The organism is Streptomyces sp. NPDC003032, from assembly GCF_053591415.1.
In genome coordinates, this window is sequence record NZ_JBSFTT010000035.1 from 51,240 (window position 1) to 66,437 (window position 15,198).

The 15,198-nt window shown below is 72.8% G+C and carries 12 protein-coding genes; 11 read left to right on the forward strand and 1 reads right to left on the reverse strand.

The annotated features are described in order from the left end of the window. Positions 1-147: 147 nt before the first annotated feature. The 11 genes from ACWDZ7_RS34675 to ACWDZ7_RS34725 all read left to right on the forward strand — a co-directional run bounded on the left by ACWDZ7_RS34675 (position 148) and on the right by ACWDZ7_RS34725 (position 12,904). The gene (locus tag ACWDZ7_RS34675) at positions 148-966 is read left to right on the forward strand and encodes an alpha/beta fold hydrolase (protein WP_451802588.1); all 819 of its coding nucleotides are present in this window, start codon (positions 148-150) and stop codon (positions 964-966) included. Continuing rightward, entirely contained in the window at positions 963-2,243 is a 1,281-nt protein-coding gene (locus ACWDZ7_RS34680) for a cytochrome P450 (protein WP_451802563.1), read from the forward strand. Before ACWDZ7_RS34675 ends, ACWDZ7_RS34680 begins: the two co-directional genes overlap by 4 nt. A gap of 55 nt (positions 2,244-2,298) precedes the next feature. After that, a complete protein-coding gene (locus ACWDZ7_RS34685) occupies positions 2,299-3,579 on the forward strand; it encodes a DUF1266 domain-containing protein (protein ID WP_451802565.1) in 1,281 nt (426 codons plus the stop codon). Positions 3,580-3,709: 130 nt separating this feature from the next. Beyond that, the gene (locus ACWDZ7_RS34690) at positions 3,710-4,741 is read left to right on the forward strand and encodes a LacI family DNA-binding transcriptional regulator (protein ID WP_451802567.1); all 1,032 of its coding nucleotides are present in this window, start codon (positions 3,710-3,712) and stop codon (positions 4,739-4,741) included. Further along, the gene (locus ACWDZ7_RS34695) at positions 4,738-6,279 is read left to right on the forward strand and encodes a sugar ABC transporter ATP-binding protein (protein WP_451802569.1); all 1,542 of its coding nucleotides are present in this window, start codon (positions 4,738-4,740) and stop codon (positions 6,277-6,279) included. The genes ACWDZ7_RS34690 and ACWDZ7_RS34695 overlap by 4 nt, the downstream gene beginning before the upstream one ends. Next, positions 6,269-8,224: an ABC transporter permease/substrate-binding protein gene (locus ACWDZ7_RS34700; RefSeq protein WP_451802571.1), complete on the forward strand. Its 1,956-nt coding sequence runs from the start codon at positions 6,269-6,271 to the stop codon at positions 8,222-8,224. The genes ACWDZ7_RS34695 and ACWDZ7_RS34700 overlap by 11 nt, the downstream gene beginning before the upstream one ends. A 71-nt stretch (positions 8,225-8,295) precedes the next feature. Continuing rightward, positions 8,296-9,282: a ribokinase gene (locus tag ACWDZ7_RS34705; protein ID WP_451802573.1), complete on the forward strand. Its 987-nt coding sequence runs from the start codon at positions 8,296-8,298 to the stop codon at positions 9,280-9,282. After that, positions 9,279-9,668 carry a D-ribose pyranase gene (gene rbsD / locus ACWDZ7_RS34710; protein ID WP_451802575.1) on the forward strand — a complete coding sequence of 130 codons (390 nt, stop codon included), beginning with the start codon at positions 9,279-9,281 and terminating at the stop codon, positions 9,666-9,668. Before ACWDZ7_RS34705 ends, rbsD begins: the two co-directional genes overlap by 4 nt. Before the next feature lie 213 nt (positions 9,669-9,881). Continuing rightward, the gene (locus ACWDZ7_RS34715) at positions 9,882-11,186 is read left to right on the forward strand and encodes a M28 family metallopeptidase (protein WP_451802577.1); all 1,305 of its coding nucleotides are present in this window, start codon (positions 9,882-9,884) and stop codon (positions 11,184-11,186) included. Positions 11,187-11,297: 111 nt separating this feature from the next. Further along, complete coding sequence (locus ACWDZ7_RS34720) at positions 11,298-12,527, forward strand: hypothetical protein (protein ID WP_451802579.1); 1,230 nt, start codon at positions 11,298-11,300, stop codon at positions 12,525-12,527. Beyond that, positions 12,524-12,904 (forward strand): hypothetical protein, encoded by a 381-nt coding sequence (locus ACWDZ7_RS34725; RefSeq protein ID WP_451802581.1) that lies wholly within the window; start codon positions 12,524-12,526, stop codon positions 12,902-12,904. The genes ACWDZ7_RS34720 and ACWDZ7_RS34725 overlap by 4 nt, the downstream gene beginning before the upstream one ends. Here the strand turns inward: ACWDZ7_RS34725 and ACWDZ7_RS34730 are convergent. Continuing rightward, the coding region (locus ACWDZ7_RS34730) for a tetratricopeptide repeat protein (protein ID WP_451802583.1) at positions 12,822-15,198 on the reverse strand (2,377 nt) is incomplete at its 5' end. The two genes, ACWDZ7_RS34725 and ACWDZ7_RS34730, sit on opposite strands and share 83 nt — an antisense overlap.

The window sequence follows — 15,198 nt, forward strand, 5'->3', positions numbered from 1 at the left end:
CGCACTCAGCCCTGGGGGCGCGCCCTTGCGCGGCCGTACGGTTCGGGTCACCGTGGACGCGGGCCGGCGTCGACCGGCGTCGCCCGGATCATGCCGGTGTCGCCCGGACCATGCCGGTGTCGGACCGTGCCGGCGATCGGAGTCGATGTGGCCTCCTTCATGCTCCCCCACACCCTGCTCGGCGACGGCGCCCACAAGGTGATCGCGGTGCACGGCTGGTTCGCGGACCGGTCGGCGTACGATCCGGTGCGCGCGGATCTCGACGGCGGCGCGTTCCAGTACGCGCTGGTGGATCTGCGCGGCTACGGCGAGGCGAAGGACGCGGTCGGCCCGTACACGACGGGCGAGGGCGCGGCCGACGTGCTCGACCTCGCCGACCGGCTCGGCTGGGAGCGGTTCTCGCTGATCGGCCACTCGATGGGCGGCAGTGTGGCGCAGCGGGTCCTGGCCGCCGCCCCGCACCGGGTGCGCCGTCTCGTCGGGGTGTCGCCCGTGCCCGCGTCGGGGTTGCGACTTCCCCCGGAGCAGCGGGAGTTGTTCGCCTCCGCCGCGCACCTTCCGGAGAACCGGCGCGCCATCATCGACTTCACCACGGGTGGCGTGCGCCCCGGGGCCTGGCTTGACCGCATGGTGGAGCGCTCCCTCGCGGTCAGCGACTCCAAGGCGTTCCGCGCCTGGCTGGACTCGTGGGCGGACGACGACTTCCACTCCGAGGTCGAGGGGTCGCCGGTGCCCGCGCTCGCCGTCACCGGCACGCTCGACCCGGCACTGTCGGCGGACCTCATGCGGGGCACGTGGCTGCGTTCGTACCCCCAGGGGGAGCTGGCGGAGCTGCCGGGGGCCGGGCATTACGCGATGGACGAGGTGCCCCTTGAACTGATCCGCACGGTGGAGGACTTCTTGCGGGCGGACACGGGGTCCGGGGCGTCCGGGACCTCAGCGAGCCCCGGGACCCCCAGGGCATGAGCCCCCGCACTTCGCCGACGCCCCCGCCCCCACCCGTCCCCGACATCTTCGACCCTCGCCTGTACGCACATGGGGTCCCCCACGACCGCTACCGCGTGCTGCGCGACCACCACCCGGTGGCCTGGCAGGAGGAGCCCGGGGTGTTCGGCTGGGCCGCGGGGCCCGGGTTCTGGGCCGTCACCCGGCACGCCGACGTCGTCCGCGTCCTGAAGGATCCGGTCACCTTCTCCTCGTACCTGGGCGCCACGCAGATCCGCGACCCAGCCCCCGACGATCTGCCGTTCATCCGCCGCATGATGCTCAATCAGGACCCCCCAGAACACGGCAGGTTGCGCAGGCTCGTCAGTCGGGCGTTCACGCCGAAGCGGGTCGCGCGCTTCGAGGTGCGGGCGCGCGAGCGGGCCCGTGCCCTGATCGCAGCGGCACTGGAGGGGGCACGCGCGGGCGACGGCACCTTCGACGTCGTCACCGAGGTCACCGACGAGTACGCCCTCCTCAACCTCGCCGACCTGCTGGGCGTCCCACCGGACGACCGCGGCCTCCTGCTGCACTGGACGCGGCGCGTCATCGGCTACCAGGACCCGGACGAGGCCGCACCGGCCGTGCCCGGACCCGGCGGCGGGCCCGTCGATCCGCGCTCGCCCGCGATGCTGCGCGACATGTTCGCGTACGCGCGGACGCTGGTCGCGCACAAGCGCGACCACCCCGAGGACGACATCCTGACGACCCTCGCCACGGACCCCGGACTCGACGCCCCCGAGCTGGAGATGTTCTTCTTCCTGCTCACCGTCGCGGGCAACGACACCGTGCGGAGCGCCGCGCCGGGCGGGCTGCTCGCGCTCGCCGAGAACCCCGGTGAGTACGAGCGGCTGCGCGACGGCAGGGCAGGGATGGCCACGGCCGTGGACGAACTGCTGCGCAGCCACCCGCCGGTGCTCAGTTTCCGGCGTACCGCGGCGCGCGACACCGACCTCGCGGGGACGCCGATCGCGGCCGGGGACAAGGTCGTCGTCTTCCACGCCTCCGCCCACCACGACGAGCGCGTCTTCGCCGACCCGCACCGCCTCGACCTGTCCCGCTCGCCCAACCCCCATGTGGCGTTCGGCGAGGGCCCGCACGTCTGCCTGGGCGCGCACTTCGCCCGCCTCCAACTGCGCGTGTTCCACGAGGAGGTGACCCGTGCGCTGCCGCTGCCGCGCCTCGCGGCGCCGCCCCGCCGACTGGTCTCGCACTTCATCAACGGCTTGAAGTCGCTACGCCTCGAGGTGCCCGGGTAAGGTGCAAGATCGATTCACGTACTGCTTAGCCCGGACCCGAAAGCGGAGAACGATGATGCACGCGGCAGCCGGGGAAGAGGCCGGGGACGAGTTCCACGATGAGATCTTCCCCTTCGTGCCCGCCCCGGCGGACGGCAGCCGCTGGCAGGCGCCCGCCGACCTCGAAGAGCATCTGTACGAACTCTGCGAGGCCGACGACGCGTACACCTACCTGCGGGCCGTCGCCGTGGAGGGCCTGTACCGGCCGGTGGCGCCGCACGAGAAGGACCCCGACGCGGACGCGAGCCCGCTGCTCACCGTCGACCTGCCGGACGGCCGGAAGGCGGCGCAGGTGTACACGGCGGGGCTGCTGCCGCGCCCGCACCCCGCTGTCGTGTACGAGTTCGTCACGCTCGGCGCGCTCGCCGAGGGCTGCCCCGACGACGTGGACATCCTGGTGATCAACGCGGCGACGCCGTGCGAGCAGTACTACCTCACCACCGACGAGGAGCGGCAGGTCTGGGCCGACCTGCACGAGCGCCACCACCGGGACGGCGGCCTCGGCGACCGTGTCGAGACCCGCCGTACGGGGGCGCCCGGGCCCGGCCCGCTCCTGCACGGCCTCGCCTGCGGCGCGCACCTGTGCTTCGCCAACGGCGACCCGTGGAACACGCTCGACTGGCACGGCGCCGGCCACCGCAACGAGGTGGGCCGCCTCGCCGAGTCCTGGGGTGTGGGCAGCCGGGAGCAGTGGCTCGCCACGCAGGAACGCCTGCTCAACCGCGAAGTGAGCCCCTGGTACTGGGACTTCGTCCTCGGCGCCCGGCTCGCGGTGATCGCCGAGGTCGGGCCGCGGCTGGACCCGGAGCGGTGGCGGGAGTGCGTCGAGGTGACGCTGCGCAACCGCGTCGTGGAGACCGGCGGCCCCGACGCCCCGCACCGGCCTGGCGACGACCCCGACCTTGACGACTTCGTCGCCGCCATGCGCGCCCTGGTCGGAAAGGTCCTGCGCTACGAGGCCCGCTTCCGCGCCGATGAACTGCTGCCACCGGACGGTTTCGTCCGTACCGTCGCGGCCTGGGACATCGGCCGGGCCTCCAAGATGGCCCGCTGGGGCCGGGGCGCGCGCTACGCGACCGAGGCGGAGCTGCGTGCCGCCATCGAACGGACGTCAGAGGCCGCGCGCTCCGCGTACTCCTCATGGGAGGAGTTCTCCGCGGGCTACATCCTGGGCCGCTGTCTCCACTTCGACGAGGAGTCGTTCGGCTCCTGGTACACGGACGTACTGCACGCGCACCGCGTCCTGACCACGGACCCGGACAGCCCATGGCTGACGGTGCGGTTCGGGACGGCCTGAGCCCCCGGCCGGGCGGTCCATCACGATCAGGTCTCACTCACCCCGCACTCCCCCTCCCCCTCTTGCCACACCCCCGTGTAATCGATTCCAATTCTCCGTGTAATCGATTCCACAAGGAGGTGGACCGAAGATGGCTTCGGGCTCCGTGAGCATCAAGGACGTCGCCGCCCAAGCCGGCGTCTCCGTCGCCACCGTGTCACGCGTGCTGAACAGCCACCCCTCGGTCAGCCCCGTGTCCCGCGCCCGCGTGGTCGCCGCCGTCGACGCGCTCGGCTACCGGCCGAACGCCGTCGCCCGGTCCCTGCGCACCGACCAGACCCGCACTCTCGGCCTGGTCATCAGCGACGTACTCAACCCGTACTTCACGGAGCTGGCCCGCTCCGTCGAGGAGGCCGCCCGCGCGCTCGGCTACAGCGTGATCATCGGCAACGCCGACGAGCGCCCCGAACTCCAGGACCACCACGTACGGACCCTCCTGGACCGGCGGATCGACGGCCTGCTCGTCTCCCCCACCGACGGCGGCTCCCCGCTGATGCTCGACGCCGTGCGCGCCGGCACTCCAATGGTGTTCGTGGACCGGTGGATTCCGGGCGTGGACGTGCCCGTCGTACGTTCCGACGGGCGCCGCGCCGTCCGTGACCTCGTCGCCCATCTGCACGGACTCGGCCACCGCAGGCTCGCCATCATCGCGGGCCCGGCCGCCACCACGACCGGCAGCGAGCGCGTCGAGGCCTTCCGCGAGGCGCTGCGCGAGCACGGCATCGCGCTGCCCGACGCCTACATCGGCCAGGGCGACTTCCAGGCCGACAGCGGGCGCCGCGCAACCGAGCGCTTCCTCGCCCTGCCGGACCCGCCCGAGGTCGTCTTCGCCGCCGACAACCTGATGGCGCTCGGCGCCCTCGACGCGATCCGCGCGCACGGCCTGCGGGTCCCGCACGACATCGGGCTCGCGGCCTTCGACGACATCCCCTGGTTCGTGCACACCGACCCGCCGGTCACCGCGATCGCCCAGCCGACGGGCGACCTCGGCCGGGCCGCCGTGCACGCGCTGATCGACCGGATCGAGGGCCGCGATCCCCGGTCCGTGACCCTGCCCGCCCGCCTCGTCGTCCGGCGTTCCTGCGGCGAGCCCGCCCCGAGCACGCGAAGGAGCAAGCCGTGAGCCACGCCGACGAAGTGCTGCGCATCGAAGGCATCCGCAAGACGTTCCCCGGTGTCGTCGCGCTGGACACCGTCGACTTCGATCTGCGGCGCGGAGAGGTGCACGTCCTGCTCGGCGAGAACGGCGCGGGCAAGAGCACCCTCATCAAGATGCTCTCCGGCGCCTACCGCCCCGACAGCGGCCGCATCGTCGTGGACGGGAAGGACGTACGCATCCACGGCGCGCAGGACGCCGAGCGGCTCGGCATCGCCACCATCTACCAGGAGTTCAACCTCGTCCCGGACCTGACGGTCGCCGAGAACATCTTCCTGGGGCGCCAGCCGCGCCGCTTCGGCATGATCGACCGCAAGAAGATGGAGGCCGACGCCCAGGCGCTGCTGAAGCGGGTCGGCGTCCAGGTGTCCCCGCGCGCCAAGGTGCGTGACCTGGGCATCGCCCGGCTCCAGATGGTCGAGATCGCCAAGGCGCTGAGCCTGGACGCGCGCGTGCTCATCATGGACGAGCCGACCGCCGTCCTCACCTCCGAGGAGGTCGACAAGCTCTTCGCCATCGTGCGCGCGCTGCGCGAGGACGGTGTCGGCATCGTCTTCATCACCCACCACCTGGAGGAGATCGCCGCCCTCGGCGACCGCGTCACCGTCCTGCGTGACGGACGCAGTGTCGACCAGGTGCCCGCCTCCACCCCGGAGGACGAGCTGGTACGTCTCATGGTGGGGCGCAGCATCGAGCAGCAGTATCCGCGTCGACGCCCGGACACGGGACCGCCGTTGCTGTCGGTCGAGGGGCTCACCCGCGACGGCGTCTTCCACGACGTCAGCTTCGAGGTGCGGGCCGGTGAGGTCGTCGGCCTCGCGGGGCTGGTCGGCGCGGGGCGCACCGAGGTGGCGCGCGCGGTCTTCGGCGCCGATCCGTACGACGCGGGCCGCGTCGACGTGCGCGGCGAGCGGCTTCCCCGGCATGACGTGAACGCCGCGATGGGCGCGGGCATCGGCCTCGTACCGGAGGACCGCAAGGGTCAGGGCCTGGTCCTCGACGCCTCCGTGCGGGAGAACCTCGGCCTGGTCACGCTGCGTTCGGCGACCCGCGCCGGGCTCGTGGACCTCAAGGGGCAGGGCAGGGCCGCCGCGCGGATCGCCGAGCAGCTGGGGGTGCGGATGGCCGGCCTCGGCCAGCATGTGCGCACGCTGTCCGGCGGCAACCAGCAGAAGGTCGTCATCGGCAAGTGGCTGCTCGCCGACGTCAAGGTGCTGATCCTCGACGAGCCGACGCGCGGCATCGACGTGGGCGCGAAGGTCGAGATCTACCAGCTGATCAATGAACTGACGGCCTCCGGGCACGCCGTCCTGATGATCTCCAGCGACCTGCCCGAGGTGCTCGGCATGAGCGACCGGGTCCTGGTGATGGCGCAGGGCCGGATCGCCGGTGAGCTGACCGCCGACGAGGCGACCCAGGACGCGGTGATGGCGCTCGCCGTCGGCACCGCGTCCCCGACGGACGTACAGAACGAAGAAGAAGCGGAGGGCTCCCGTGGCCACTGAAACCATGAAGCGCGACGCGGGTGGCGCGGGTGGCGCGGCGACGCTCCGCCGCGTCCTGCTCGACAACGGCGCGCTGAGCGCGCTGATAGTCCTGGTCGTGGCGATGTCGCTGCTCTCCGGCGACTTCCTCACCACCCAGAACCTGCTCAATGTCGGTGTGCAGGCCGCCGTGACGGCGATCCTCGCGTTCGGCGTCACGTTCGTGATCGTCTCGGCGGGCATCGACCTGTCGGTCGGCTCGGTCGCCGCGCTGTCGGCCACCGTCCTGGCGTGGACGGCGACTTCGCAGGGGCTGCCGGTCTGGCTCGCGGTGGTCCTCGCCGTCGGTACGGGCATGGCGTGCGGGTTCGTCAACGGGCTGCTCGTCTCGTACGGGAAGCTCCCGTCGTTCATCGCGACGCTGGCGATGCTGTCGGTGGCCCGCGGTCTCTCCCTGGTGATCTCGCAGGGCAGCCCGATCGCGTTCCCCGACTCGGTCTCGCACCTCGGTGACACCGTGGGCGGCTGGCTGCCGATCCCGGTGATCGTGATGGTCGTGATGGGTCTGGTGACGGCCGTCGTCCTCGGGCGTACGTTCATCGGCCGCTCCATGTACGCGATCGGCGGCAACGAGGAGGCGGCCCGCCTGTCGGGGCTGCGCGTCAAGCGTCAGAAGCTCGTCATCTACGCGCTCTCCGGTCTCTTCGCGGCGGTCGCGGGCATCGTGCTGGCCTCCCGTCTCGTCTCCGCGCAGCCGCAGGCCGCGCAGGGCTACGAACTCGACGCGATCGCCGCGGTCGTCATCGGCGGGGCGAGCCTGGCGGGCGGCGTCGGCAAGGCGTCCGGCACGCTCATCGGCGCGCTGATCCTCGCGGTGCTTCGCAACGGCCTCAACCTCCTTTCGGTGTCGGCCTTCTGGCAGCAGGTCGTGATCGGTGTCGTGATCGCGCTGGCGGTCCTTCTGGATACGTTGCGCCGGCGGGCCGGGTCGACTCCGGGAGCCTCTTCCGGGGCCGCGGGGGCCGGGCGCAAGGGAGGCCCGCAGGCGGTGAAGTACGCGGTGGCCGCCGTGGTCGTGGCGGCCGTGGTCGGCGCGGTGTCCTTCTTCAACTCGGGCTCCTCGGGCACGACGACGAAGATCGGCATGTCGCTGTCCACTCTCAACAACCCCTTCTTCGTCCAGATGAAGGAGGGCGCGCAGGCCGAGGCCGAGAAGGCGGGCGTCGACCTCACCGTCACCGACGCGCAGAACGACGCCTCCCAGCAGTCCAACCAGCTCCAGAACTTCACCGGTGAGGGCGTGCGGGCCATCATCGTCAACCCGGTGGACTCCGACGCGGCGGGCCCGGCCGTGCGCGGCGCCAACAAGCAGGACATCCCGGTGGTCGCGGCCGACCGCGGCGTCAACAAGGCGGAGACGGCGACGCTCGTCGCCTCCGACAACGTGGCGGGCGGCAGTCTCGCGGCCAAGACCCTCGCCGAGAAGCTCGGCGGCAAGGGCGAGGTCGTCGTCCTCCAGGGCACACCGGGCACCTCCGCGAGCCGCGAGCGCGGGCAGGGCTTCGCCGAGGGCATCAAGGCGTACCCCGGCGTCAAGGTCGTCGCCAAGCAGCCCGCCGACTTCGACCGCACCAAGGGCCTGGACGTCATGACGAACCTCCTCCAGTCCCACAAGGGCGTCGACGGCGTCTTCGCCGAGAACGACGAGATGGCGCTCGGCGCGGTCAAGGCGCTCGGCGACAAGGCGGGCACGTCGGTGCCGGTGGTCGGCTTCGACGGCACCCCCGACGGCCTCGAGGCGGTCGAGGCGGGCACGCTGTACGCGTCCGTGGCGCAGCAGCCCAAGGAGCTCGGCAGGATCGCCGTGCGGAACGCGGTCCGGGCGGCGCGGGGCAAGGAGGTACGGGAGATGGTGAAGGTGCCGGTGAAGGTCGTCACGTCGAAGAACGTGCGGGATTTCTCCTGACCGACCGGAACACCGCCCAAAGCCGCCTCGCCGGGCCCACGTCATCACCGTACGGAAGCAGGAAGCAGCACATGAACGACGAACACGCCGAGACCACGGACACCACGGACACCGCCGAGACCGCCGAGACCGCCGACTACGAACTCCTTGTCGTGGGCTCCGCCAACGCCGATCTGGTGGTCGGTGTGGAGCGCCGTCCCGCGCCCGGCGAGACGGTCCTCGGCTCGGACCTGGCCGTCCACCCGGGCGGCAAGGGCGGCAACCAGGCGGTGGCCGCCGCCCGGCTCGGCGCCCGCACGGCGCTCCTCGCCCGGGTGGGCGACGACGCCCATGGCGCGCTCCTGCTCGACGCGCAGCGCGCGGCCGGGGTGGACACCGTCGGCGTCCTGGTGGGCGGGGCGCCCACCGGCGTCGCGCTGATCACGGTCGACCCGTCGGGCGACAACAGCATCGTGGTGTCGCCCGGCGCCAACGCCCGCCTCACCCCCGAGGACGTCCGCGCGGCGGGCGGCCTGCTCGCGGCGGCGCGGGTGGTCTCCACCCAGCTGGAGATCCCCCTGGACACGGTCGCCGAGGTCGTCCGCGCGCTGCGGCCCGGTGCCCGCTTCGTCCTGAACCCCTCGCCGCCCGCCCAGCTGCCCGCCGAAGTCCTCGCCGCCTGCGATCCGCTGGTGGTCAACGAGCACGAGGCGCGCGTGATCCTCGGCGGCGAGGCGGGCGAGACCCCCGAGGAGTGGGCGCGCGGGCTGCTGGCGCTCGGGCCCAGCTCGGTGGTGATCACCCTCGGTTCGGCGGGCGCGCTCACCGCGGAAGGCTCCGACGTCGTACGGGTCCCGAGCCCGAAGGTCGACGCGGTGGACACGACGGGCGCGGGCGACGCCTTCACCGCCGCGCTCGGCTGGCGCCTCGGCCTCGGCGAGGACCTCGCGACGGCAGCCCGTTACGCGGTGCGGGTGGGCGCCGCGGCGGTCACCCGCAAGGGCGCGCAGGACTCGTACCCGACGGCCTCGGAGCTGGCCCCGGCCGCGCGGGAGGCGTCAGAGGTTCCGACCCCGTGAGGAAGTCGGGCATCCTCAACCGGCATCTCGCGGGCGCGCTCGCCGAGCTGGGGCACGGCGACACGGTCCTGGTCTGCGACGCGGGCATGCCGATCCCTGCGGGCCCGCGCGTGGTGGACCTGGCGTTCCGCGCCGGGGTCCCCGCCTTCGCGGAGGTCCTCGACGGTCTGCTCGCCGAGCTGGTGGTGGAGGGCGGGACGGCGGCGTACGAGATCCGGGAGGCGAACCCGGAGACGGAACGGCTGCTGCGGGAGAGCCTCCCGGCGCTGGAGCTGGTCCCGCACGAGGAGGTGAAGCGCCGCTCGGCGGAGGCCCGTCTGGTGGTCCGCACCGGTGAGGCGCGGCCGTACGCGAATGTGCTGCTGCGCTGCGGAGTGTTCTTCTGACCCGCATGCCATCCGTGCCCGGCGCTTATAGCGCAGTTGTCCGCTATCTGAACACAACTCCCCGTATTCTGACCGGTTTCCGACCTTGACGGAGAGTCAAGCGGGCTTCAACATCAGGCAACGCACAGCTCCAATGGCGCCCCGCGGCACCCGCGTCGCGGGGCGCCTCGCACGTTCCGTCCCCACTCGTGTCCGGAATACGGAGCCCCACACATGACATTCCTCAGACGGGCGGCCGCCGGTGCCGCCACGCTGGCCATCGGCGGCCTGCTCGCCACCGCCGCGCCCACGGCCCTCGCGGCCCCCTCCCCGACGCTCGCGGCGCCCGACCTGCCGCTCGGCAACGTCAAGGCGCACCTCTCCCAGTTCCAGTCCATAGCCTCGGCCAACGGCGGCAACCGCGCACACGGGCGCCCCGGCTACAAGGCCTCCATCGACTATGTGAAGGGCAAGCTGGACGCGGCCGGATTCACCACCACCGTCCAGCAGTTCACGTCCAGCGGCGCCACCGGATACAACCTGGTCGCGGACTGGCCGGGCGGCGACCCCAACAAGGTCCTGATGGCGGGCGCGCACCTCGACAGCGTCTCCTCCGGACCCGGCATCAACGACAACGGCTCGGGCTCGGCCGGCGTCCTGGAGACCGCGCTCGCCGTTTCGCGCGCCCAGCTGAAGCCGACGAAGCACCTGCGGTTCGCCTGGTGGGGCGCCGAGGAGCTCGGCATGGTCGGCTCCCGCTACTACGTGAACAACCTCCCCGCCACGGAGCGTTCAAAGGTCAGCGGCTATCTGAACTTCGACATGATTGGCTCGCCGAACGCCGGCTACTTCGTCTATGACGACGACCCGGCCATCGAGAAGACCTTCAAGGACTACTACGCGGGTCTGAACATCCCGACCGAGATCGAGACCGACGGCGACGGCCGCTCCGACCACGCCCCGTTCAAGAACGTCGGCATCCCGGTCGGCGGCCTGTTCAGCGGGGCCGAGCGCGCCAAGTCCAGCGCTCAGGCGCAGAAGTGGGGCGGCACGGCGGGCCAGGCCTTCGACCGCTGCTACCACTCTTCGTGCGACACCACGTCGAACATCAACGACACCGCCCTGGACCGCAACAGCGACGCCATCGCCCACGCGGTCTGGGCCCTCGGCACGGACACCCCTGTCCCGCCCGGTGACAGCTACGAGAACACCACGGACGTGACCATCCCGGACAACGGCGCCGCGGTGACCTCGACGGTGAACGTGACCGGCCGCACCGGCAACGCCCCGGCCGCCCTCAAGGTGGACGTCGACATCCGCCACACCTGGCGCGGTGACGTGGTCGTCGACCTGCTCGCCCCCGACGGCACCGCGTACCGCCTGAAGAACTCCAGCGGCAACGACTCGGCGGACAACGTCATCGCGACGTACACGGTGGACGCGTCCAGCGAGAGCGCGAACGGCGCCTGGAAGCTGCGGGTGCAGGACGTGGCGGCACAGGACACGGGGTACATCAACAGCTGGAAGCTGACCTTCTAGCTCCGGCTGCAAGGGTTCCGCAAGCGTCGCGCAAGCCTTGCGCCCGGACTTCGGGGCATCCCCCGGCCCGAAGCCCGAGCACACCAGGAGCCCACGACACCGGGGGATTCAATGGCGGTTGAGAGCAGATCCGGGCGCGATACGCAGTGGCTGACCCTGACCAACTGCAAGCGCGTACTCGTCGTCGTCCACACCGAGGTGTACGGCAGCCGGCTGCGGGACCTGCTCCCGCTGCTGGAGTCGGACCTCCGGATCCAGACCCACTTCACGATCGCGCCGCACGCCTTCAACGCCGGAGCGGAGCGCATCCTGCGCGCCCTTGACAGCACCGTGCTGCCGTGGAAGGAGGCGGTGCGCCAGGAGTTCGACCTGGTCCTCGCGGCCGGTTCCCAGGGCATCGACCGGCTGCGCGGGCCCTTGCTGCGGATGCCGCACGGCGCCGGGCACATCAAGCTGTCCCGGACGACGGACGACCGTGATCCGGGGGCGCCCCGGACCGTCGGCGCGCTGGGGCGGCAGTACCTGACACGGAACGGCAAGGTGGTGCCGAAGGCGCTGGCCCTGGCCCACCGCGAGGAGCTGGCCACCTTGGCGCGCACCTGCCCCGAGGCGCTGCCCGTCAGCGAGGTCGTCGGGGACGCCTGCCACGACCGGGTCGTGGCCAGTCTCCCGCTGCGGCGGCGCTACCGCGCGGCCCTCGGGCTGCGCCGCGGGCAGCGGCTGGTCCTCGTCTCCTCCACGTGGGGGCTCGGCTCGTCGTTCAACCGTCTGGACGCGCTCCTGCCCCGGCTCCTGACGGAGCTCGACCCGGCCCGGCACCGCATAGCGGTCCTGGTGCACCCCAACGTCTGGTCGGGACACGGCGGCTGGCAGGTCCGGTCCTGGCTGGCCGCCGCCCGGCGGCAAGGCATCGTCGTGCTGCCGCCGGACACCGACTGGCGCGTTCCGCTGATCGCCGCGGACTGGGTGATCGGCGACCACGGCTCGGTGACGCTGTACGCCACGCTGACCCGGGCGGTGATCCTGCTGGCGCGTTACCCGTCCGCGGACGTCAATCCCGCGTCCCCGGCGGCCGAACTGGCCACGACCGCGCCCTCGCTGTCCCCCGCGCATCCGCTGGCCGCACAGCTCGCGTACGCGCGCGCCGAGTACCCCGCCGAGGAGTACGCGCGGATCGGCCGCCGCATCACCTCCGAGCCGGGCCGGTTCGCCCGCAACACACGGAGACTGATGTACCGGCTCCTTGGGATCGGCCAGCCCGCCTACGAGGCGTCGCTGCCGTTGCTGCCGGTCCCGGTGTTCCACGCGGACGCGGAGGCCACCGGCGGGATCCCGGCATGAACGCCCCCGTCGTCCCGGCCGAACCGGTGATCGTCTGCCTCGACTGCCGCCGCCTCTGCCGCGTCACGGGCCGTCCCGGGGACGAGACGTGGCGGCAGTGCGCCGATGTCCTCTACGCGGGCCGCCCGCGCCGTGGCCCCGACGCCGCGCGGCTGGCCTCACGCACTCTGGAGCGCTATCCGGGCTGCGCGCTGGTGGTGGTACGCCGGGCCGACCGGATCACCGGCATCCGCCGGGGCGTCCGCCGGGCCGAAGCAGCCGCGCACATCTCGGAGTTGGCGGACCGTGATGTCGTCACTCTGATGTGCCAGTGGTACGCGGAGATCCGCCCAGGCCGCTCAGACGGTCCTCGATCCGCCGCACATCAGGAGCGCTGACAGCTCTGTAGCGGGCCAGGGACCGGCCGTACCGGAGCCTGGCCCGCTCCGGGTCCCCGCGCTCCTCGGCCGCCTCACCGAGCATCTCCCACACGCGTGCCTGCCAGTGGACGGAGCCCGTCGCCTCGAACTCATGCAGCGACCGGGTGAGTTTGCCCTCCGCCGCCTCGACGGCGGCCGCGTCGTCCCCCGCGCACCTCAGCGCGGCCTGCCCGAGGAAGGCCAGGGCACGGGCGGCGTCATAGGGGTCGTCCTCGGCGACCAGGGCGGCGCGGGCGGCGGTCAGCTCGGACAGCGCCTCCTCGGGGCGGCCGTCGGCCAGCGCCACGTCGCCCAGACAGATCCTGGTCAGCGCCGCACCGCGCCCGTATCCGATCGCCTCACGCAGCGGCAGGGCGCGCCGGAAGTACCGCACGGCCTCGGTCAGCCGTCCTGCCAGCCTGTGGGACTGCCCCAGGCCGTGCAGGGCCTGGGCCTCGGCCCGGCGGGCGGCCGTCAGTCCGCCCCCACCGCCTCCAGGGGCCGGGCCGCCCTGTGACGCCGCCACCCTCTGCCGCGCCACCTCCAGCGCCCGGCCGAACCAGACGACCGCCTCGTCATGGCGTCCCGCGTTGCGCAGCCCGGCGCCTCCGGAGGTGAGCATCTGGCTCTCGGCCTCCTTGTTCCCCGCCCGGGAAGCCGCCTCGCGTCCGATCTCATGGGCCTCGATCCACAGGTCGTAGGGGCGAAGACGGAGGAAGAGCGGCCACATGGCGTCCGCGAGCATCCACGCCGTGTCGTGCCAGCCGCGCTCCGCGGCGGTACGCAACGCGGCCATGAGGTGGGCCCGCTCGGCGTCGAGCCAGTTGAGCGCGCCGGGCGCGTCGACGAACGGTGCGGGGCGGGCGCGGTGGTGGGGCGCGTAACGGCGCGGCAGGATCCGGTGGCTCGGCGTGAGCAGCGTCTCCGCCTCGGTCGCGGCGGCCAGATAGAAGTCCACGACCCGCCGCACCACCGTGTCCGTCGCTTCGGGCCCTTCGTGTTCGGCGGCGAGCTGCTGCGCGTGGGCCTTGACCAGATCGTGGAATCGGTAGCGCCCCGCGCCGGTCCGCGGGTCGGGGCCCAGGTCTTCGAGGAGGTTCACCTCGGCCAGCTCGTCCAGCAGGCGATCCGCCTCCTCCGTGCTCAGGGCGCAGGCCGCGGCGGCGGTCCCGACACCGATGAGCGGGACCGGGGCCAGACCCGACAACCGGTACGCGCGGGCGAGTTCGGGGTTCAGCTGGCGGTACGAGGCGTCCAACGCGGCACGCACCGCGTACTCCCCCTCCACTCTGAGCACGTGCAGCGCACCGCCTCCGCCGCCGCGCAGCGCCCCCGCCATCGCGGCCAGGGGCTGCCGCGGGCGCGCCGCCGCACGGGCCCCGGCGACGCACACCGCGAGCGGCAGGCCCGCGCAGGCGCGCGCCACGGCCAGGGCCGCCTCGGGCTCACGTATGACGCGGTCGGCGCCGATCCGGCGGCCGAGCAGTTCCACCGCGTCGTGGGTGCCGAGTACGTCCAGCGGATGGAAGGCGGCGCCGTCCATGCCCAGGCCGCTCAGCCGCCCCCGGCTCGTCACCGCCGTCAGCGCCCGGGCGCCTCCGGGCAGCAGCGGGCGGACCTGCGCGGCGCTCAGAGCGTTGTCAAGCAGCAGAGCGATCCGCGTGCCCGCGGTGGCCGAGCGCCACAAGGCGGACTGCTCCGCCAGGTCCACGGGGATCCGCTCCCGCCCGAGCGCCCGCAGGAACTGTCCCAGGAGTTCGCCGGGCTGCGCGGGGCCGCCCTCGGAGTGGCCGCGCAGATCGGCGTACAGCTGGCCGTCGGGGAAGGCGTCGGCCATGCCCAGCAGCCAACGGCGCGCCAGGGTGGTCTTCCCGACCCCGGCGGGGCCGCTGATGACCGCGATGACCGGCGCGCCCGGCGAGGCCGCCGCCATCCGGTCCAGCTCCGCCAGCTCGCGCACCCGGTTCGTGAAGTGGACCGGCACGGGAGGCAGTTGTCGTGGGACGTCGAAGCCCCGGCCCGCGGCGGGGCCGGGCACGGCGGGGTGGATGTGCACCGCGCCGTAGATGCCCTGGGCCTGGACGACGGGACCCTGGACCCGGGCCGTTCCGCCGATGGAGTTGGTGACATCCGCCGCCCGGGCGGGGTCGGGGGCGGGGTCGGGGGCGGGGTCGGGGGCGGGGTCGGGGGCGGGGGCGATCCTGACCCCGCTGCTCGGCGTCCCGCTCGGTGAGCTGGTCCGCGGCGAGTGCGAGGCACCCGAGCGCGTCCAC

Excerpts from the sequence above, each read along its gene's own strand:
- ACWDZ7_RS34705 (WP_451802573.1), top strand. The coding sequence starts at position 8,296 with ATGAACGACGAACACGCCGAGACCACGGACACCACGGACACCGCCGAG.
- ACWDZ7_RS34680 (WP_451802563.1), top strand. The coding sequence starts at position 963 with ATGAGCCCCCGCACTTCGCCGACGCCCCCGCCCCCACCCGTCCCCGAC.
- ACWDZ7_RS34720 (WP_451802579.1), top strand. The coding sequence starts at position 11,298 with ATGGCGGTTGAGAGCAGATCCGGGCGCGATACGCAGTGGCTGACCCTG.
- ACWDZ7_RS34690 (WP_451802567.1), top strand. The coding sequence starts at position 3,710 with ATGGCTTCGGGCTCCGTGAGCATCAAGGACGTCGCCGCCCAAGCCGGC.
- ACWDZ7_RS34725 (WP_451802581.1), top strand. The coding sequence starts at position 12,524 with ATGAACGCCCCCGTCGTCCCGGCCGAACCGGTGATCGTCTGCCTCGAC.
- ACWDZ7_RS34715 (WP_451802577.1), top strand. The coding sequence starts at position 9,882 with ATGACATTCCTCAGACGGGCGGCCGCCGGTGCCGCCACGCTGGCCATC.
- ACWDZ7_RS34685 (WP_451802565.1), top strand. The coding sequence starts at position 2,299 with ATGCACGCGGCAGCCGGGGAAGAGGCCGGGGACGAGTTCCACGATGAG.